Genomic DNA, 18076 nt, shown 5'->3' on the forward strand with positions numbered 1-18076 from the left:
TCTCAAGCAGTCGTACCCAGAATCGGCAAGCGCATGCACCGCCCCACCAGTCGATGTCACGTACGTATCGCTCATGTTTCGCGTGCCCGATATGTACTAAAAGTGTGAATGTGTCTCGTCACCTCGGTAATGTCCCACTCCGAGAAGACACATCCCCCGAGGGGAGCAGGCGCATGGACATCACCACCATTACCGACGTGATACGCCGACCACCGGATCGCCCAGGGGACGTGTGGCGTCCCGGCGACGCCTGGCTCGCGGGAGGAACGTGGCTGTTCTCAGCGGAACAACCCGACACCCGTCGACTCGTCGACCTCAACGCGCTCGGCTGGACATCACTGGAGGTCGGCGCGACTCATTTCGGTGTCGGGGCCACGTGCACCGTTGCCGAACTGTATGCGTTTGTCCCGCCGGACAATTGGCGTGCGAGTCCACTTATTCGCGTCAGCTGCGAGTACTTCCTCTCTTCCTTCAAGGTGTGGAATTCGGCAACCGTAGGCGGCAACATCTGTATGTCACTTCCAGCCGGACCGATGATCACCCTGGCAGTTGCACTCGAGGCTTCGTTCACACTATGGGCTACCGACGGAACAGTGAGGACCGTCGACGCGTGCGACTTCGTGACCGGTGACCACCAGAATGTCCTGGAGCCGGGCGAAGTCCTTCGGAGCATCGAGTTCCCGGTGCACTCACTCACCAAACGGCACGCCCACCGCCGCTTCAGTCTCACGCACCTCGGCCGTTCGACGATCTTCATGATCGCGACGCAGACTCCTGGCGCCGACGACTTTCACCTCACCATCACCGCCGGCACCACCCATCCGATCCGGCTGACGTTCGACACGATGCCGGACGAGCACTCTCTGCGACGAGCCGTCGACTCCATTTCGGCCGACAGTTGGTTCGACGATCCCAACGGAACCCCCGACCACCGCCTCCACCTCGCCCGCCACTACGCCGACGAGCTCCGAAACGAACTCACGGGGAGCCAGTCATGAGCTACACGGTGAACGACCGGCAGTTCCACGAGGAGCCGTTCCCGGGACAGTGTCTCCGGACGTTTCTTCGGCACCTCGGACACCACGGGGTGAAGAAGGGGTGCGACGGCGGGGACTGCGGGGCGTGCACAGTGTGGCTCGACGGAACACCGATACACAGCTGCATCACGCCCGCCTTTCGCGCCGACGGTCGCGCGGTAACCACGATCGAGGGACTCGGCACGCCCGAAGATCTCCATCCGATTCAGCAGCAGTTCCGGGATGCACCCGGCTTTCAGTGTGGGTTCTGCACCGCCGGGATGATCATGACCTCGGCGGCGCTCACCGACGCGCAGAAAGAAGACTTGCCGCGAGCGCTCAAGGGAAACCTGTGCCGCTGCACCGGTTACCGATCCATCGAAGACGCGGTCAACGGTGTCGGTGCTATCGAAGTTGCCCTCCCGGGACAGGCCGTCGGAACCAGCGTCGGGGCGCCGGCGGCCACCGACGTGGTGACCGGCCGAGCCGAATACACTATGGACACCGCCATCGACGGCATGCTGCACCTGAAAGTGCTGCACTCGCCGCACGCACATGCACGCATCACCTCCATCGACACCACCGAGGCGCTCGCCGTCCCCGGTGTCCATCGCGTCTACACCTGGAAAGACGTGCCGCGCAAGCTCTTCACCACGGCAATACATACCGACCACCTTGTCGATCCGGACGACACCTACATTCTCGACAACGTCGTGCGGTTCGTGGGTCAGCGTGTAGTGGCCGTCCTCGCCGACTCCGTCGTCGCTGCGGAAGAAGGCCGTCGGAAGGTGAAGGTCGATTACGAGATCCTGCCTTTTGTGTTCGATCCGGAAGAGGCCATGGCCGACGGCGCTCCAGCCCTGCACGGATCCGACGATCCCTTTGTTCGAGATCCAGAGCACAACATCCTGCTCGAACTTCACGGTCATGTGGGCGACGTCGAGGCCGGGTTCGCCGAGGCCGACGTCATCCACGAAGGCACCTACTTCTCGCCGCGGGTTCAGCACGCGCACCTCGAGACGCACGGTTCGATCTCCTGGATGGAAGACGGACGCCTTCACGTTCGCACAAGTTCGCAGTCCCCCTCCATCGCCAAGGTCAAACTCGCCCATCTCTTCGACCTCCGCCCGGATCAGCTACGCGTGTTCTGCAAACGCGTGGGCGGCGGGTTCGGAGGAAAACAGGAAGTGATCAGCGAGGATCTGGTGGCGCTCGCCACCCTCGACACCGGTCGTCCCGTCTGCCTCGAGTTCACCCGAGAAGAAGAGTTCACCACCGCGTCGCCGCGTCATCCGATGAAGCTCACGATCAAGCTCGGTGCCAAGTCGGACGGAACCCTCACAGCCTTTCAGTACCGAAACATCTCGAACACCGGTGCGTACGGAAACCACGGTGGAGAGACACTCTTTGCCGGCGGCGCGGCAGTATCGCTCTACCGCTGCGCCAACAAGAAGTTCGATGCGTATTCCGTGTACACCAACAATGTTCCGAGCGGCGCTCTACGTGGGTACGGGATGACGCAACCGGCCTTTGCCGTGGAATCGGCCATGACCGAATTGGCCATCGCGCTGGACATGGATCCGCTCGAACTGCGTCGACGCAATATCGTCCGACCGGGCGATTCGCTCGTCGCACTCGAAGACGGCCCAGACGACGTGATCTTCACCGAAGACGGACTGGGGCAATGCATAGATCTGATCGACGCCGCGTTGAAGCGCCAACCGGTTCCCTCGCTCGGAGACGATTGGCTGATCGGCACCGGTACCGCCAGTTCACTACACGAGACCGCGCCACCCACCGAGCACATTTCCGAGGCCTGGCTCACCCTCGGCGAAGACTGTGTATACGAACTTGCCATCGGCACAGTCGAATTCGGTGAGGGTACTTCTACCGCCCACGTGCAGATCGCCGCGAATCAGCTGGGCACAACACCGTCACGTGTACGAATCATTCAGTCGGACACCGACCGAACCGGTTTCGACACAGGCGCTTTCGCCAGCGCTGGCCTGTTTGTCGCTGGGAACGCGGTACTTCGCGCGTCGAATGCGCTCCGCGATCGCCTACTTGCCTTCGCCGCGCACCACACCGGCGTGTCGATTGACCAGTGCTCGATGGACGACGACAAGATCGTCTGCGGTAGTACTCGATTAACACTGCAAGAGATACTCGAGGCCGCGCGCCCGCGCGGGATCCGATTCACCGAGGCGCGGAAGGCATACGGATCTCCGCGCAGCGTGGTGTCCAACACTCATGGCTTCCGGATTGCCGTCCATCGCATCACCGGCGAGATCCGCATTCTCTACAGCGTCCAAGCCACCGACGCTGGGGTGATCATCAATCCGGCGCAGGTGCGGGGACAGATCGAAGGTGGCGTCGCCCAGGGCATCGGCTTCGCACTCACCGAGAACTTCCACGTAGACGCAAACGGCGCGATGATGAACCCGAATCTACGTAACTACCGGATCCCGACATATGCAGATATCCCACGCACGGAGGTGATCCTCGTCGAGTCATCAGACTCCGTCGGTCCTCTCCGCTCCAAGGGCATGGCGGAGTGCTGCATCAATCCGGTTGCCCCTGCATTGGCGAACGCACTGCAGGATGCAACCGGGTCACGATTCCGGTCGCTACCGCTCACCCCGGAACGCATCTACACAGGCCTGAACCGATGACCGCGCACACGTCGGCGGACAGCGCCGCGACGGTCATCATCGGCCAGCGAGTGCGTGCCGGACTGGAGAAAGAATTCGAGGTATGGCAGAAAGATCTCAACCGGGCGGCCGCAGATTATGCAGGCTTCCTCGGGGCAGAAATCGCGGCTCCGACGCCCACCCAACCCGATTGGGTGATCGTGTACCGCTTCGACTCCATCGCTCATGTTCAAGCGTGGATCAACAGCGCGACGAGGCAGAACTACCTCGACAGCGGGCGTCAGTACTTCGACGGCCCGGCCACGCAGCAGGTAGTGAGCGGTGGGATCAGGCCTCCGGACCCACTGCTGACCGTCGTAGTGACGCACCGAGTCGGTGACGACAGCATCGACGAGTTCCTTGCCTGGCAGGATCGCCTTCGGGAGGTGGAGAGTGCTTTCGACGGATTCCGCGGCACCGAACTGTTTCGCCCCGTCGACGGTGTGCAGGATGAATGGACCCTGCTGTATCGCTTCGACAATGCTGCCCACCTCGATACGTGGCTGACTTCCCCTGAGCGACAACAACTCCTCGCCGAGGGCCGCAAGTTTCACGATTTCGAACTGCGAACCGTGGACAATTCGTTCGGCAGTTGGTTTGCCTTCGACGAGAACGGAAACGAGGCCCCTCCACCTTCGGAGACAAAAACCTCGATCGCGGTCTGGGTCGGTCTCTACCCGACTGTCGTCTTGCTTACTTTGGCGCTGTCACCGCTGAAGCTGCCACTCTGGCTCGGATTGTTGATCGGCAATCTGCTGTCGAGCTTCATCATGAGTTTCTTCACGATGCCGTACTACGTGAATCGACTCCTGCGCCGTTGGCTGCGTCCGCCTCCGGGGATTCCTGTCGCAAAAACCAACGCACAAGGGGTGGCAATCGTCGCCGCTGTGACCTTGTTCTGGGTTGTCGTCTTCTACCTCGTGACTACTCAGTTCTGGTCGCTGCCCTGAACGCTCCGGAACACGAAATGCCAGCGCATGTAACGGGGCATGATTCTTCCCCGGTGCATACGCTGGCATTTTCAGTTATGTCCGATCACGCGGCCGTTGGTGGGCTGTTCCCGCCGATCGGCTGTTGATACGGGTCGATCGACATCGGTGGATAGAACACCGATTTCCGATCCGGGCCGATCTCCACCCGCCACTCCGTGTGATGCAGCGTCCGGTGATGATGACCGCACAACAAGACCAGATTGTCGAGATCCGTTGGGCCACCATCACCAGTGAACAATATGATGGGCATCGCACCACCCCGACGGAGTCCCGCACCCCGGAAACGCACACCCACCATCACGAACCGCCAACGCCCGCCTCTGCGGCGCCGTCGCCGTTCTCACTTCCTTGCCGCAGTCGAGCGGAACACCATTCTCGTCCAACAAGATCCGCGTCACGGTGCAGTCGCACGCCAACATCCGCGCAGTGTCGATACTGATCGGGCCCACCCAATCGGTCCACGCAAATCCGAGTTCTTCGGTGGACGGCAGGAGGTCTTTCAACGCCTTGAGGTCGGTCATGTCTTTCGCGGACGCGGTAACGGTGATGTGCGGTTTCACTCCGCCTTCGATCGGACCCAACCCCGCCCGCTCGTACCGCCGCAGTAGTTCGCAGAACCCATCCGCACGCCGTAGCGCCGGAGTACGCGTGTCCTTGACGCCGTCCTTCTCCGGCGTCGGCGCAGACAGACTCGACAACAACGTGATCAGACGTGCCCCGTTCACCGCATCCAAATCACCCTTCACCGACACCCGCCCGTACAAACCCTTCGACGCGTAGAACTCGTTACGCTCCGAATCCTCACCCACCGGAACGCCGTCCTCACGCCTGCCGTACTGCTTCTCGATCCGCCGAATCGCTGCCCGAACCGCATCACAATCGGCGATGTTCTTCGACGCCAAACCCAACAGAATCCCGCGAGCCTTGTCCACATCCGCCAGGGTCATGTTCTTCGGCGGATGCTGACAAAACGACGCCACCTGCCGCGCCTTCAACGCATCAACATCCCCGCGATGAAACGCATCCGCGACAACAGGTTCGAGCATCAACAACCGCGCCAACCCGACCAGCAGACTGCACTCACCGATCTCCAGATTCGTCGAACCATGCAACCACTGCGCGATCGCCCGAAAACCCTTCCCACCGAAAACGTCACGGGAAAACATTTCCACGATCAGCAACACCATCCGCGATTGCAACTCGTGCCGGACACGCACCAGATCGAGAACCTCACTCTTGAGGCCCTCACCATCCAGTTGCCGCGCATCCCGACTGTCCATACCGAAAGTTTAATCGAACACACTTTCGATAACCAGAGACAAAACGGACAACTTCGAGAACAGGAAGGCTCGAGACACGTTGATATGAAACTACTTTCAGCAACTCTCAAAACCGGATCATCGGCCGCCGAGCGGCAGAACTCCCCCGCCGACGGGATAGGGCGGCAGCGTTCCCACAAGCGTCGGTGTCAATGTGGTCGCAGACGGATCGGCACGACCGAGAGTGAATTTCCGAACTTCGGCACCCGTTCCGTTGCTGCCGCTGACGAGGAGATCCGCGCCGGTAGTCGTGCTCGTCGTGGCCACTCCCACACCCGACTCTGGAGCGGTGAACGGGTCGAAAGCTGCAACCTCCCGAAATGCCACGTCCGTCGAATGGTGATCTGGACTCTCGAGGTACATCTCGGGTGCACCGTCGAGCCTGGATCCACTCGAGAAGACGCGGATTGATCCTTCTCCTCCGAGCATGCCTGCCACTATCGACTTTGCGCCGCCCTCGGCGCCGGCCACCCAACCCGTCGACAGAGACACCCCGTCGCGGTAGCCCTGATCGAATGCCAAGAACTGCGACGTCATTACAGGACCAGCCGTACGACCTGCGTGTTCATCGGAGCCGCCCTGCGCAGCCGCCGTCGGTTCGTACAGGTCGTAGCGGAACGTCTTGATAAACGGCTCCTCGCCCGCACCCGGTGCGGTCACGATGCTCGCTCGACCGGAGTGACTGTCAACCATTCCGGTTGCGAACGTGACTCCGCTACTCGATCCCGGGTACGGCGAGAACGAACCGAATTCTGCGGGTGCGGACCTCTTGTCCGCCGGAAGGTCGGTGGAGTAAATCTTGACCTGCGACTCCATCCCTGGGCCCGAGGCAACGATGATGTTGTCCGCCAGTGCGTTTCCGTCGATATCGACGCCGCCGATGTTCACTCCGCCACGAAAACCCACATCGAAGGGGGCGAATCTTGCCAACTCGTCGGTGAACGGCACGCCGCCGACTGCGTTGTACGCCACCACTTCCGGAGCCGAGCCTGCACCTGTTCCAGCGACCAGATCAAGCACCATGTCTCCGTTCACGTCCGCCATCGCAACACTCGGGGTGCCTTCGAACGCCGGGAAGGGCGTCACAGCAGTGATCAGTTTGTCGCCGTTGGCATCGAATATCTGCACCTTGGCGGGCACGCCGGCCGAACCAGGTATCGCGACGGCATATGTCGATACCTCGGGAATCACGTTGACAGTCGCCATCAAACCGTTGTCCTCGTGATTGAGTCGGTGGCAGTGAATCACAAAGGTTCCGGTGTACTCGGTGAACTTCGTTCGCAACGTCACTGACGCAGGCTCGAGAGCATTCTCATTCTCGTCAGTCACCGGAGCGGGCACGTTCACGTTGTCGATTCCCCAGGGCTGAACGCCCGTCGTGGTACCTGCGACGGGATCCACAACTTCCGTTACCTGGAAGTCGTTGACGTGAATATGCATCGGGTGTTCGTCGTTGTTGAGGTTCGTGATCTTCCATTCCTCAACGGAATTCAGTCGCGGTTGAATCAGCGGAATGTTGGGGAACGTGTTGTCGGCGAATTCGTAGGTGAAGGCCTTCGGATCGCTGTTGCTGGCCTTCTCGTTTCCGAACCCACCGGACACTGTGAGATTGCGGGTCACGTCGGGCGTCATCGCTGCGGTATCCACGAACGAGGTGTAGGTATCGAGCTTCTGTCCGAACTCGAAGGGAGTCGTCTTTCCTTCACCCTCGTCTGGCGTCGCACGGATCAACTGCTGAGTCGGGAACGTGAAGAATCCGTCCGCGTAACTGATCACCGACGGGTCGACGGTGACGGTTCCGAGTTCGGCGGGCGGATTGTCGGTACCGTTGTTGGTGTAGAGAATGCCTGGATTGCTCACCGGCTTTGCACCTTCGAGCGGTGGCATCTCCAGCACCAGATCGCCGGACTCCGGCATCGTCACTGCGATTGCGTATCGCGAGGCCGGCGGAATCACCAGCCTGGTTCCGTCCCCGTCCACGGGTGGCCTGACCTCGTCGAACGGGTTTCCGTCCTGCCCTACGATGGCGAACTTCGGATGGGCGCCGGTTGCGGTTTCCGTCAACGTGACCGGCATGTAGGCAAAGTCGCTGATGTTGGCAAGCACCCAGATCTCGGTCTGCCCCGGCTTCAGTTTCAGCGACGGCTGGAACTGACCGTTCACGGTGTACTGCACATCGCGTTGGTTGTCCGGCAGTGAAGGATCGGCCGGTACAGTCGTCGATTCACCCACGAAGCTCTGCAGATTGCCTGGAACGAATTGATTCTGTCCACGATGATTGGCCGGGGACAACGGTCCGGTGTACCAGTTGGTGAAATACTGCGCGCCCTCGGTAGTGTCCGAGAAATTCACCGGAGCAAGGCTCGGACGGTACGTGCCGTCGGCTAGTTCCGTACCGGCGGGTGGCGTCAACGTACTGACGAATTGGGGCCAGTTCGCGTCGTTGAGCTGTCGGCCCTTTCCTTTTCGGTCGAATACGAAGTTGTACTGCAGTGCCATATCGCGAATCGGAACGTCGTTTGCCGTCACGACAGGCAGATTGCCGTCCGGCCGGCCGATTTCCAGTAGCCCGGCCAGGCCCATGTACGTCTGCTGGGCGGTGAGGGTGTGCCGGTGACTGTGATACCAGTACAGACCGTTCGGCATCGTCCCCGGAATCGCGTAGTCGTACACGTTTCCCTGGCCGGCTGGAATGTTGAGCAACACGTTGTCCGCATTGCCGTCCGGACTCACGTGCACTCCGTGCGTGTGCAGATTCAGCGGAGCCGACGTCAGCGCCGGCGGATAGATCGGCACGTCCCCGCCCGCCGGTGTGAATGCCGGATCGTAGAAGTCCTGGATCGTGAGATCCTGCAAATCGTTGTCGTAATGAATGATCAATCGCTCTCCGGGATTGACGCGGAGAGTCGGCGCCGGATAGACGTCACTCGCCGAGGTCGATCCGTCCGACGCCGTACCGCGGATGACCTCGTACCCGAAGAGCAGAAAATTCGACACGGGCGCCGAAGCGGTATCGAGCGGAATCACTCCCTGATGAGCGGACAAGCGCACCTCGAGAACACCATCTCGGCTACTCAGTTTCACCGGCTCCCGATAGTCGACGGCGGTTCCGCCAGAGCCGTAATTGCCGCCCACCTCGGGCGCCGATTCACCGGAGGTACACGCGGCCAACGCCATCGTCATGGACACCACTACTGCTGCAGCTAACGACTTTCCTCGCAGTGCGATCACTGGTTTCCCCGTTCCATGGTGGCGTGAGGTACGTCCGATCAGCGCTCACCAGCCTATCGAGAAAACATCGGCTGAACAGGATATTCACGACAAATCGCCCACCTAAGGCCTGCGTGAGTGCTGCACCTTGCAAGCAGTCTCAGCAAACCGATCAGAAATCGAGAAGCACAGCCACGGGACCCGCAATTACGTTGAAACACATGAACACACCACAGAAGTCCACTTCCGACCACACGTCGCCAATCCACACATCAGCAGGGAGCGCCCAGATGACCACCGCGAAATCCGTGATACTCGACGTTCCCGACCTCGCGGCAGCCGAAGCCTTCTACAACGCTCTCGGCGTCGGAGATCGAATCCAGCTACGCGAATCGAACGAACCGACAACAGGGTTTCGTGGGTACACCCTTTCGCTCGTCGTCTCCCAACCGAACATCGTCGACGCCTTCGTCGGCGCAGCACTCGCAGCCGGTGCCACCGCCTTGAAGCCTGTCAAGAAATCCCTCTGGGGATACGGCGGAGTCGTCCAGGCTCCAGACGGTTCGATCTGGAAGATCGCCACGTCGTCGAAGAAGAACGACGGGCCGGCCACCCGCACGATCGACAGCCTCGTGCTGCTGCTCGGCGCCGAAGACGTCAAGGCCAGCAAGCAGTTCTACCTCGACCGCGGACTCGAGGTGTCCAAGAGCTTCGGTCGCAAGTACGTCGAATTCACCAGTGCAGCAAACAATGTGACACTCGCACTGTATGGTCGCCGCGCTTTGGCAAAGGATGCCGGGGTTGCTCCGGAAGGCACCGGATCACACCGTCTGACCGTTGCCGGCGCGTCTGAAACCTTCACAGACCCAGACGGTTTCGCCTGGGAAGCCGCCTGCGCTTGACATCAAGCACAGATCACCGGGAAGGCGGCCGGTATCAGACTTCGGAGTTGGCCGCGTCATGCGCCGGGTACGCATGCACCAAGGCAGTAGCGAGTTTGGGCACCGCGTGAGTGAGCGAATGCTCGGCGCTGTGTGCAATCGCATGAGCTTCGGCAAGTGTTGCCCGGGGATCGATGTCGAGTTCTGCATCGGCATGCAGTCGGTGTCCGATCCACCGCATCTTCAGATCACGAACACCGAGGACTCCAGGTTCGTGGATCAATGCATGCTCTGCGTCGTCCACCAACTCAGGTTCGACGCCGTCCATCAACCTCCGGAAGACGTCTCGCGCTGCAGTCCTGAGCACCGCCACGATGGCAACGGTGATGACAAGGCCGATGATCGGATCTGCCAACGGGAAACCCAGCGCAACTCCCCCCGCCCCCAGAAGGACTGCGAGCGAAGTGAATCCGTCGGTCCGAGCATGCAATCCATCGGCCACCAGGGCCGCTGAACCGATTTGCCTGCCGACCCTGATCCGATACAACGCCACCAATTCGTTTCCGATGAAACCGATCAAACCTGCCGCCGCTACCCAACCGAGATGCTCGATCTCGACCGGGTTGATCAATCGCCTCACCGCCTCGACACCGGCGATCACTGCCGACAGTGCGATCATGGCGAGCACGAACAGTCCGGCCAAATCCTCCGCACGCCCGAAACCATAGGTATAGCGCCTGGTCGCAGCGCGCCGACCGAGCGCGAAGGCAATCCAGAGTGGGACTGCCGTGAGCGCGTCGGAGAAGTTGTGAATGGTGTCCGCCAGCAGCGCCACCGAACCCGAGATCGCCACGATCGCGACCTGAGCAACTGCGGTGACTCCGAGCGCAACAAGACTGATCTTGACCGCCCGGATGCCGATTGCGCTCGATTCCAATGCGTCGTCGACACTGTCGGCAGCGTCGTGACTGTGCGGCGAGAACACTTCGCGGACTGCCGATCGAAATCCCTTCGGCCCGTGGCCATGGGTGTGGCCGTGGCCGTGGGACGTCTTGGGTTCGTGCGTCACGACGCACCTTCTTCTTGATCGGTCCGATCGACGTTCGCCGAGCGCTCCGGGTGTATCTCCCGAAGCTCACCTTCACTACGGTGATGCCCCGGCAATCCGGGTCCGGCATGCTCCGCATTGAAGACCGCGTCCGTAACCAGTTGGCGCACATGGTCGTTCTCCAGGCGATAGAACACCGTCGTACCATCGCGGCGGGTTCGTACCAACCTTGCCATGCGCAATTTCGCCAGGTGCTGCGACACCGAGGGCGCCGGCTTGCCGACGCGTTCCGCCAGTTCGTTCACCGAGCACTCGCGGTCGACCAATGCCCACAAGACCTGCACACGGGTTGCGTCGGCCAGCATGCGGAACACCTCGACGACGAGGTCGACTTGATCATCGGGAAGCTTGCGGCGACAAACACCACTATCTGCGTTCATACGTAGATAGTAGATCATGCTGGACGCCGAAGATGACCTCTCGTCGATTCACCAGTTGTGCAAAGCTTGGCGGCAGAGCCCTTCGCCACTCGCAGACCGGGAGACAACGATGAGTACCGACGATTGGAACGCAGGAATCATTGCGGAATTTCGGGAGAACGAGGGCAAGGTAGGCGGCCCCTTCGAAGGTGCGCCCATGGTGTTGGTCCACCACACAGGACGCAAATCCGGACGCGATTTCGTGAGCCCCATGATGTATCTGGCAGACGAGCAGGATCCGAAGACCATCTACGTTTTTGCATCCAAGGCCGGTGCCCCGACCAATCCCGACTGGTACTACAACCTCGTTGCCACCGACCAGGCAGAGGTCGAGATCGGCACCGAAACATACCCGGTCTCCGTCAGCGAAGTAACCGGCGAGAAGCGTGACCGCATCTACGACGAACAGGCCAGTCGATACCCGGGATTTGCCGAATACGCGGAGAAGACAGCTGGGATCCGCACAATTCCGGTGGTGGCACTGACTCGCGCGTAAATCCTGATCGCGCCTCCCTGCCGTTTCCATCCGGAAACGGCAGGGATCGTTTGTACGGAATCACGACACTGAAGACGCTTTGACCTCAGCCTTCGAATGCCGTCCGAGCAGCACGTATCCTACCCAGGATCCGACAACCACTGTCGCCGCGAGCGCCTGTACCAGGCCTTCGATACTCGCCGGATAGAACACGCCGGTGATGTAGTGCGAGATGAATCCGGTGGACGGCAACTCCGCGATCCCGGCCATCCGGCGGGCCCAGTTCTCGAGATTGGTCAGCGGGCAGTCATATCCGACCGCTATCGAACCGGCTCCCCAGACGACTGCAAGAAGGTGAAAACCGATGGTTCGACGCCACTTCCACGCCACGAACCCACCCAGCACCACATAGAGGACAAACCCGAAGTGAACGAACACCGTTACTACTTCGATGAGCCGATACACCATCGTCGTCTCCGCTCGTGGCGCGGAAGTCCCGCAACAACCAGACTAATCCGATGTTAGTCCTCGTAGAGGTGATCTACCCGGTGTATGCAGCGGTCGTGCGAGCAGCGGCGGCTGCAGCCGCATCCGGGTCGTCGCCCGATGCGATCGCAGCTTCGGCCCACAGTTCACTGCTTCCCGCGATGAATGCCTTGGCCTCGTCGCTCGCCGACCACTCGGGTGTCTCGAGTGGCGTCGCGATCCCCAGTTCCACGTGTCGAGCCAGCCCGAGCAGTCCCATGTCCCACCCGACGCCGACGGCACCTGGACCGTACTCGGCCCACCGATCCGGCTCCACGTCCGCGGCGTGTGCGAAGTCGAACAGAATTGCACGACGGCGCTCCTTGGTTCGGGAAAACTTCAGCTCAGGCGCTGCTGTAGATGTACCGCTACCTCTTCTCCAGCGGCGCTCTTGCCGATCGCCTTGCACAGCGCCACGCGCAGCGGAAGCCAGTGCGGTCCGTCGCCGGAGGGCATCAGCGTCGCCTCGAAGGGATGCTCACCATCGAGGGTTCCGAGCACCTTCACAGCGCGTCTGGTTCCCAGAAGTTCCGCCGAGCCGGGCACGGTCAAGAACGTTGCGAACGCACCGTCTTTCTCGATGGGAGCGGTGAACGAGTAATCGAGCGGTTGTGGAGTCTTGTCAGTGGCCATCTCGCGTCACTGTTCAGCAGCGAGCAGGACGTCGGTGTCGAAACACGTGTGAGTGCCGGTGTGGCACGCGGCGCCCTCCTGATCGACGATCAGCAAGACGGAATCGCCGTCACAGTCGAGGCGCACCTCGTGCACGTACTGGGTGTGCCCGGAGGTCTCTCCCTTGACCCAGTACTGCTGCCGCGAGCGCGAATAGTACGTCCCCTTACGGGTTTCCAGTGTTCGCGCGAGCGCTTCGTCGTCCATCCACGCGACCATCAGCACATCACCGGTCGACTTCTCCTGCGCAACCGCGCTGAACAGTCCGGCGTCGTTTCGCTTCAGCTTCGCCGCGATTGCGGGATCAAGGCTCATATGACGTTTATACCTTCCACCTGTGACTTCCGTGGAATTCCCCTGCACGGCCGCCCTAGAATGGAAGTTCCTTCGCTGTCACCGTGGAAGAAGATCCGACATGAACCATCAGCATCATGACGGTCCGTACCCGGAGTACACCTGCCATCTCGCGAACCCGAGTACCGATCGCGTCCGAACCCGCCACGTCGTTCTCGGCATCGGCCCAGGTGCTACCAGCAAGAATGTACTCAGCTACGCACTGACGCTTGCCGCCAAGGAGGATTCAGCCCTCCACGTCGTTCACTGCATCACGTCCGAGGACCTACCTGTCGAAACCGACTCACCAGAATTCGAAACGCGTCTGCACGACGAGATGGTGTCGCAACGCGAGCAGACAACCTCGGCACTTGCCTCGCACGCCGACACCTGGACGTACGACTGCACCTATGGAGACCCGGCCGGTGTCATTCTCGCAACCGCGGACAAATACGACGCATTTACCATCGTGATCGGATCTCCGCGAAAAGGCGCTGCCTCCGCGGTGAGCCGACTGATGCACATCTCGGTCACTTCCCGACTGAACCGGCAGAACCGTTATCCCGTGATATCGGTTCCGACCGGAGTCAGCTCGGCAAGATAGCCGAACGCGGGACAAGCCCGCCTAGATGATCGAATAGTCCTCGAGCGGAAAGCGTTTCGCTTCGACGAACGCATTCCGTGTAGACGTGGGCCGCAGAATCGCAGCCTCGCCGTGCTGATTGAAGTAATAGCTTCGTGCAGTCTGGCAACTACCGCCGTAGAAGACGGAGTCCGCCAGGTTCTCGGTCATCCGGTCGAGGAACTCGGCGTTGGCAGTTTCGGTGACCTCGAATGTTTCCGCGCCGCGCCGTTTCACCTCGCCGAACAGTCGATCCATGTGCTGCATCTGGGATTCGATCGTCGTGAAGTAGGACAACCCGCTGTACGAGTACGGACTGGCGAGCGTGAGGAAATTGGGGAAATACGGAACCGCGACCCCTTCGTAGGCCTGGAAACGCTTGTCGCGCCACCACTTACCGAGGTTTCGTCCCTCGCGACCGATAACCTCGATGGCTGGAAAGTTCACATCCCAGAGGTTGAATCCCGTTGCCAGCACCAAGGTGTCGATCTCGGTCTTGCGACCGTCGGCGGTGACGATTCCGTCGGCAGCGATGTGGTCGATCGGCGTCGTTTCGAGATGCACGTTGTCCTTGGTGAACGTACGGAAGTAGTTGTTGGAAAATGTGGGACGCTTGCACCCGAAGTCGTAGTCCGGTGTGAGTTGTTTGCGAAGGCTGGCGTCGCTGACCTGGGACCGCAGAAACGCACGTGATGCGGCCGCCGCACCCTTGTTCAACAGTTTGACCTGCTTGTAGTGAAGGACCGCGCTGACCATGATCATTTCTAGGATCGACGAACTGACAGCGCGGGCGATTCGCTGGGTGAGCGGAATACGCGAGAACAGCTTCTGCACTGCATTCGGAATGGAGACGTCGATCTTGGGAACCACCCAGATCGGGGTGCGTTGGTAGACGGTCAACTCTGCGGCCTGCCGCGCCACCTCGGGGATCAACTGCACAGCGGTGGCGCCGGTTCCGATGATTGCGGTCTTGGTGCCGGACAGATCGTAGGAATCGTCCCAGGCCGTGGTGTGGATGATCTTGCCGGCGAAGTCGTCGATACCGGAGATGTCGGGCCGATGCGGTTGCGAGAGGAAACCCGTCGCAGTCAGGAGGTACTTGGCAGTGATGTCCGGCGCGCCTTCGACGGATACGACCCAGTGCGAGGAATCCTCGTCCCAGCGGGCTCCGTTGACCACGGCACCGAACGTCATGTGCTTCCGCAGATCGTACTTGTCCGCGACGTGATCGGCGTACTTCTTCAGTTCCGCGCCCGGTGCGAAAAGCCTGGACCAGTTCGGATTGGGCTCGAACGAATACGAGTAGGTGACCGATGCGATGTCGACAGCCAGACCGGGATAGCGGTTGACGTGCCAGGTTCCACCCAGATCGTCCTCGCGCTCGAGGATCGCCAGGTTGTTCAGGCCCAGCCGCTTGAGTTGAATGGCCGCACCCATTCCGCCGAAGCCCGCCCCCACTACTACTGCGTCGTACTGCACTGCCATCGGAGAATCCCTCTCGTGAACTGCACATCAGAAAAACTGCACATCAGAAACTGACACGTCATTCCGTTATTGAGAACGGTATCATTCCTGATGTGACGAAGGCCATGACCAGAGCGGAACGAAAAAAGGCGGAATTGCGCCGCGAGATCATCGACGCATCATTCGAGTGCTTCGCCCAGCGCGGCTATCACGCAACCGGAATTGCCGACATCGCAACAACTCTCGGAATCGGCCACGGGACCTTCTACCGGTACTTCGAGAACAAGCGCGACATCATCGATCACGTCATCGACGACCTCGTCGCAAAGATCATCAGCGCACTGGCCACCGAGAATGCTCCCGACGCCGCCAGCACACTGGACGAGTACCGCGCCCAGGTGGGACGGATCGCCGAGGCGCTCCCCCGCATCTTCTTCGACGACCCCCGCATCCCGCGGGTTCTGCTGTTCGAGACGACGGGCGTCGACGCCGATCTGACGGGCCGGATGCTCGATCTACTCGACCAGTCGGCAACGTTGACCGCGGCGTACCTGCACCACGGAGTCGAATGCGGCTATCTACGCGCCGACCTCGATGTCGACAACACTGCCCACGCCGTCAACGGCATGATGCTGGCAAGTGCGATTCAAGGATTGCGAGCCGGTTCGTCCGTCGACTGCACGGCGTTGAACCAAGCCATCAGCCGCCTCATGTTCGACGGAATCCGCGCCGAGAAAGCCTAGCGAACGACGATCCCCTCGGCACGCATCGCATCCTTGACCTCCGGGATGCTCAGATCGCCGAAGTGGAAGACACTTGCTGCGAGAACTGCGTCTGCGCCCGCTTCGACAGCCGGGGCGAAGTGCTCGACCAGGCCGGCACCGCCACTGGCGATCACCGGTACGTGGACTGCCGCACGGACAGCGCGGATCATCAGAAGGTCGAAGCCGGCCTTGGTGCCGTCGGCATCCATCGAGTTGAGCAGGATCTCCCCCACTCCCAACTCTGCACCACGCTCGGCCCACTCGACAGCGTCGATCCCGGTGCCGCGCTTGCCCCCGTGCGTGGTGACCTCCCACCCCGACGGTGTGTCCGGCTGCCCTTGGGGAACGGTGCGGGCATCGACCGAGAGGACGATGCACTGCGAGCCGAATCGCTCACTCAGTTCCTTCAGCAGTTCCGGGCGCGCAATCGCCGCGGTGTTGACGCTGACCTTGTCGGCACCGGCACGCAGCAGACGATCGACATCCGCGACCGTGCGCACTCCACCGCCAACGGTCAGAGGAATGAAAACCTGCTCGGCAGTGCGACTTACGACGTCGAGCATCGTGCCGCGATCCGACGTGGAGGCGGTCACGTCCAGGAAGGTCAGTTCGTCGGCGCCCTGAGCGTCGTACGCTGCCGCGAGTTCCACCGGATCTCCGGCGTCGCGAAGATTCTCGAAATTGACACCCTTGACCACTCGCCCGGCGTCGACGTCGAGGCACGGAATCACACGAACTGCGAGGGTCATGACTGTGGTCCTCCTGAGGACGAAGCGCGCGGATCACCGAGCGCGTTGAGGATATCGAGAATCTCACCGTGGATGCCCGGAGCGGCAGCGAGCACCGACTCCGATTCTACGGTCCACGGGCGGCCGGCCAGGTCGGTGACCACCCCGCCCGCACCGCGAACGAGCGCGACCCCGGCCGCGTTGTCCCACGCGTTGCGGCCGTAGACGATCGCACCGCCCAGGATGCCGGCCGCGGTGAAGGCCAGATCGACTCCGGTTGAACCGTGAATCCGGATCCGCGAGGACACCTTGCTGATCTCGGCGAGGAGGTCGAGACGGAAACTGCCGGGGATCCGCCCTCGACTGTTGACGTTGAGCGCACCCAAGCCGACGATCGACGACGCCAGATCGGTTGGCTCCAGCGGCGGTACGGCGATTCCATTGACCAACAACGGACCGCCGGCGCGAGTCGCGTACGTGTGACCGATCAATGGAAGCCAGGTCAATCCGAGCACCGGGACACCGTCGTCGAGAAGCGCCAACAGCGTTCCGGCAGTGGGCAATCCGGCCGAGTAGTTGAAAGTACCGTCAACGGGGTCGAGAACCCAGACGAGCCCGGAACCGACGTCGGGACCGCCGAATTCCTCGCCGTGCACCTCGATGCCGGTCTGCTCGAACAACTCCGCGGTCAACCGCTTCTCGAGCGCAAGATCTACCTCGGTGGCAAAATCACCCCAGCCCTTGCGGACCGCACTCGGGGCGCCGACACCGGAGACGAACTGATCGTGGACGCCGTCGAGAAGCCGACCCGCAATCGCGAGAAGTTCGTCGAGGTCACGCGTCGGAGTCATCTGGAAA

At 61.2% G+C, this 18076-nt stretch carries 17 protein-coding genes and 1 pseudogene; 7 read left to right on the plus strand and 11 right to left on the minus strand.

Annotated elements, in window-relative coordinates; translation table 11 throughout:
* The first annotated feature begins 173 nt into the window (after positions 1-173).
* From BH682_RS16070 to BH682_RS16080, 3 genes are read left to right on the plus strand one after another with little or no spacing between them, the layout of a single operon-like run.
* A complete protein-coding gene (locus BH682_RS16070) occupies positions 174-998 on the plus strand; it encodes an FAD binding domain-containing protein (protein WP_003941432.1) in 825 nt (274 codons plus the stop codon).
* Positions 995-3688 (plus strand): molybdopterin-dependent oxidoreductase, encoded by a 2694-nt coding sequence (locus BH682_RS16075; protein WP_075833362.1) that lies wholly within the window; start codon positions 995-997, stop codon positions 3686-3688. The genes BH682_RS16070 and BH682_RS16075 overlap by 4 nt, the downstream gene beginning before the upstream one ends.
* Positions 3685-4656 (plus strand): antibiotic biosynthesis monooxygenase, encoded by a 972-nt coding sequence (locus BH682_RS16080; RefSeq protein WP_075833364.1) that lies wholly within the window; start codon positions 3685-3687, stop codon positions 4654-4656. Before BH682_RS16075 ends, BH682_RS16080 begins: the two co-directional genes overlap by 4 nt.
* Positions 4657-4741: 85 nt before the next feature.
* Here the strand turns inward: BH682_RS16080 and BH682_RS16085 are convergent.
* Positions 4742-5978 (minus strand): annotated as a pseudogene (locus BH682_RS16085) (DUF222 domain-containing protein).
* A gap of 117 nt (positions 5979-6095) precedes the next feature.
* On the minus strand, positions 6096-9200 hold the full coding sequence (locus BH682_RS16090; protein WP_190287608.1) for a multicopper oxidase family protein: 3105 nt from the start codon (positions 9198-9200) through the stop codon (positions 6096-6098).
* 317 nt (positions 9201-9517) lie between these two features.
* Here BH682_RS16090 and BH682_RS16095 point away from each other — a divergent pair, with 317 nt between their 5' ends.
* Positions 9518-10129 (plus strand): glyoxalase, encoded by a 612-nt coding sequence (locus tag BH682_RS16095; protein ID WP_021333651.1) that lies wholly within the window; start codon positions 9518-9520, stop codon positions 10127-10129.
* A 34-nt stretch (positions 10130-10163) separates the two neighbouring features.
* On the opposite strand, the gene BH682_RS16100 is transcribed toward BH682_RS16095, so the two are convergent.
* Both BH682_RS16100 and BH682_RS16105 read right to left on the minus strand, forming a co-directional pair.
* Positions 10164-11177 (minus strand): cation diffusion facilitator family transporter, encoded by a 1014-nt coding sequence (locus BH682_RS16100; protein ID WP_075833368.1) that lies wholly within the window; start codon positions 11175-11177, stop codon positions 10164-10166.
* Positions 11174-11596, minus strand: a complete 423-nt coding sequence (locus BH682_RS16105) for an ArsR/SmtB family transcription factor (protein WP_003942406.1) — start codon at positions 11594-11596, stop codon at positions 11174-11176. The genes BH682_RS16100 and BH682_RS16105 overlap by 4 nt, the downstream gene beginning before the upstream one ends.
* A gap of 109 nt (positions 11597-11705) precedes the next feature.
* On the opposite strand from BH682_RS16105, the gene BH682_RS16110 reads away from it, so the two are divergent.
* Entirely contained in the window at positions 11706-12131 is a 426-nt protein-coding gene (locus BH682_RS16110) for a nitroreductase/quinone reductase family protein (RefSeq protein ID WP_029255500.1), read from the plus strand.
* 60 nt (positions 12132-12191) lie between these two features.
* Here the strand turns inward: BH682_RS16110 and BH682_RS16115 are convergent, their stop codons facing one another.
* From BH682_RS16115 to hisI, 4 genes are all read right to left on the minus strand, one after another.
* Complete coding sequence (locus BH682_RS16115; protein ID WP_075833371.1) at positions 12192-12578, minus strand: DUF2784 domain-containing protein; 387 nt, start codon at positions 12576-12578, stop codon at positions 12192-12194.
* Positions 12579-12651: 73 nt separating this feature from the next.
* Positions 12652-12912, minus strand: coding sequence for a hypothetical protein (locus tag BH682_RS16120; protein WP_223304508.1), 261 nt, complete (start codon positions 12910-12912; stop codon positions 12652-12654).
* A 62-nt stretch (positions 12913-12974) separates the two neighbouring features.
* Positions 12975-13268 carry a DUF1905 domain-containing protein gene (locus BH682_RS16125; protein ID WP_042449548.1) on the minus strand — a complete coding sequence of 98 codons (294 nt, stop codon included), beginning with the start codon at positions 13266-13268 and terminating at the stop codon, positions 12975-12977.
* A gap of 6 nt (positions 13269-13274) precedes the next feature.
* Entirely contained in the window at positions 13275-13622 is a 348-nt protein-coding gene (gene hisI, locus BH682_RS16130) for a phosphoribosyl-AMP cyclohydrolase (protein ID WP_003942390.1), read from the minus strand.
* A 100-nt stretch (positions 13623-13722) separates the two neighbouring features.
* Here hisI and BH682_RS16135 point away from each other — a divergent pair, with 100 nt between their 5' ends.
* Positions 13723-14244, plus strand: a complete 522-nt coding sequence (locus BH682_RS16135) for a universal stress protein (RefSeq protein ID WP_075833373.1) — start codon at positions 13723-13725, stop codon at positions 14242-14244.
* Positions 14245-14265: 21 nt separating this feature from the next.
* Here BH682_RS16135 and BH682_RS16140 read toward each other — a convergent pair whose 3' ends face one another.
* Positions 14266-15747, minus strand: a complete 1482-nt coding sequence (locus BH682_RS16140; protein ID WP_075833375.1) for a flavin-containing monooxygenase — start codon at positions 15745-15747, stop codon at positions 14266-14268.
* 104 nt (positions 15748-15851) lie between these two features.
* Between BH682_RS16140 and BH682_RS16145 the strand changes: the two genes are divergently transcribed.
* A complete protein-coding gene (locus tag BH682_RS16145) occupies positions 15852-16469 on the plus strand; it encodes a TetR/AcrR family transcriptional regulator (RefSeq protein WP_190287607.1) in 618 nt (205 codons plus the stop codon).
* Here the strand turns inward: BH682_RS16145 and hisF are convergent.
* Positions 16466-17239: an imidazole glycerol phosphate synthase subunit HisF gene (gene hisF / locus BH682_RS16150; RefSeq protein ID WP_003942380.1), complete on the minus strand. Its 774-nt coding sequence runs from the start codon at positions 17237-17239 to the stop codon at positions 16466-16468. The two genes, BH682_RS16145 and hisF, sit on opposite strands and share 4 nt — an antisense overlap.
* Positions 17236-18069 carry an inositol monophosphatase family protein gene (locus tag BH682_RS16155; protein ID WP_003942414.1) on the minus strand — a complete coding sequence of 278 codons (834 nt, stop codon included), beginning with the start codon at positions 18067-18069 and terminating at the stop codon, positions 17236-17238. The genes hisF and BH682_RS16155 overlap by 4 nt, the downstream gene beginning before the upstream one ends.
* Positions 18070-18076: the final 7 nt, after the last annotated feature.

Source organism: Rhodococcus sp. YL-1 (assembly GCF_001942025.1).
In the GTDB taxonomy this organism is placed as follows: Bacteria; Actinomycetota; Actinomycetes; order Mycobacteriales; family Mycobacteriaceae; genus Rhodococcus_F; species Rhodococcus_F qingshengii.

What these genes read in the sequence shown, in the direction of transcription:
- BH682_RS16135 (WP_075833373.1), top strand. Translation starts at nt 13,723, where the DNA reads ATGAACCATCAGCATCATGACGGTCCGTACCCGGAGTACACCTGCCAT.
- BH682_RS16095 (WP_021333651.1), top strand. Translation starts at nt 9,518, where the DNA reads ATGACCACCGCGAAATCCGTGATACTCGACGTTCCCGACCTCGCGGCA.
- BH682_RS16070 (WP_003941432.1), top strand. Translation starts at nt 174, where the DNA reads ATGGACATCACCACCATTACCGACGTGATACGCCGACCACCGGATCGC.
- hisF (WP_003942380.1), bottom strand. Translation starts at nt 17,239, where the DNA reads ATGACCCTCGCAGTTCGTGTGATTCCGTGCCTCGACGTCGACGCCGGG.
- BH682_RS16080 (WP_075833364.1), top strand. Translation starts at nt 3,685, where the DNA reads ATGACCGCGCACACGTCGGCGGACAGCGCCGCGACGGTCATCATCGGC.
- BH682_RS16140 (WP_075833375.1), bottom strand. Translation starts at nt 15,747, where the DNA reads ATGGCAGTGCAGTACGACGCAGTAGTAGTGGGGGCGGGCTTCGGCGGA.
- BH682_RS16105 (WP_003942406.1), bottom strand. Translation starts at nt 11,596, where the DNA reads ATGAACGCAGATAGTGGTGTTTGTCGCCGCAAGCTTCCCGATGATCAA.
- BH682_RS16145 (WP_190287607.1), top strand. Translation starts at nt 15,852, where the DNA reads ATGACCAGAGCGGAACGAAAAAAGGCGGAATTGCGCCGCGAGATCATC.
- BH682_RS16155 (WP_003942414.1), bottom strand. Translation starts at nt 18,069, where the DNA reads ATGACTCCGACGCGTGACCTCGACGAACTTCTCGCGATTGCGGGTCGG.
- BH682_RS16090 (WP_190287608.1), bottom strand. Translation starts at nt 9,200, where the DNA reads ATGACGATGGCGTTGGCCGCGTGTACCTCCGGTGAATCGGCGCCCGAG.
- hisI (WP_003942390.1), bottom strand. Translation starts at nt 13,622, where the DNA reads ATGAGCCTTGATCCCGCAATCGCGGCGAAGCTGAAGCGAAACGACGCC.
- BH682_RS16110 (WP_029255500.1), top strand. Translation starts at nt 11,706, where the DNA reads ATGAGTACCGACGATTGGAACGCAGGAATCATTGCGGAATTTCGGGAG.
- BH682_RS16075 (WP_075833362.1), top strand. Translation starts at nt 995, where the DNA reads ATGAGCTACACGGTGAACGACCGGCAGTTCCACGAGGAGCCGTTCCCG.
- BH682_RS16125 (WP_042449548.1), bottom strand. Translation starts at nt 13,268, where the DNA reads ATGGCCACTGACAAGACTCCACAACCGCTCGATTACTCGTTCACCGCT.
- BH682_RS16115 (WP_075833371.1), bottom strand. Translation starts at nt 12,578, where the DNA reads ATGGTGTATCGGCTCATCGAAGTAGTAACGGTGTTCGTTCACTTCGGG.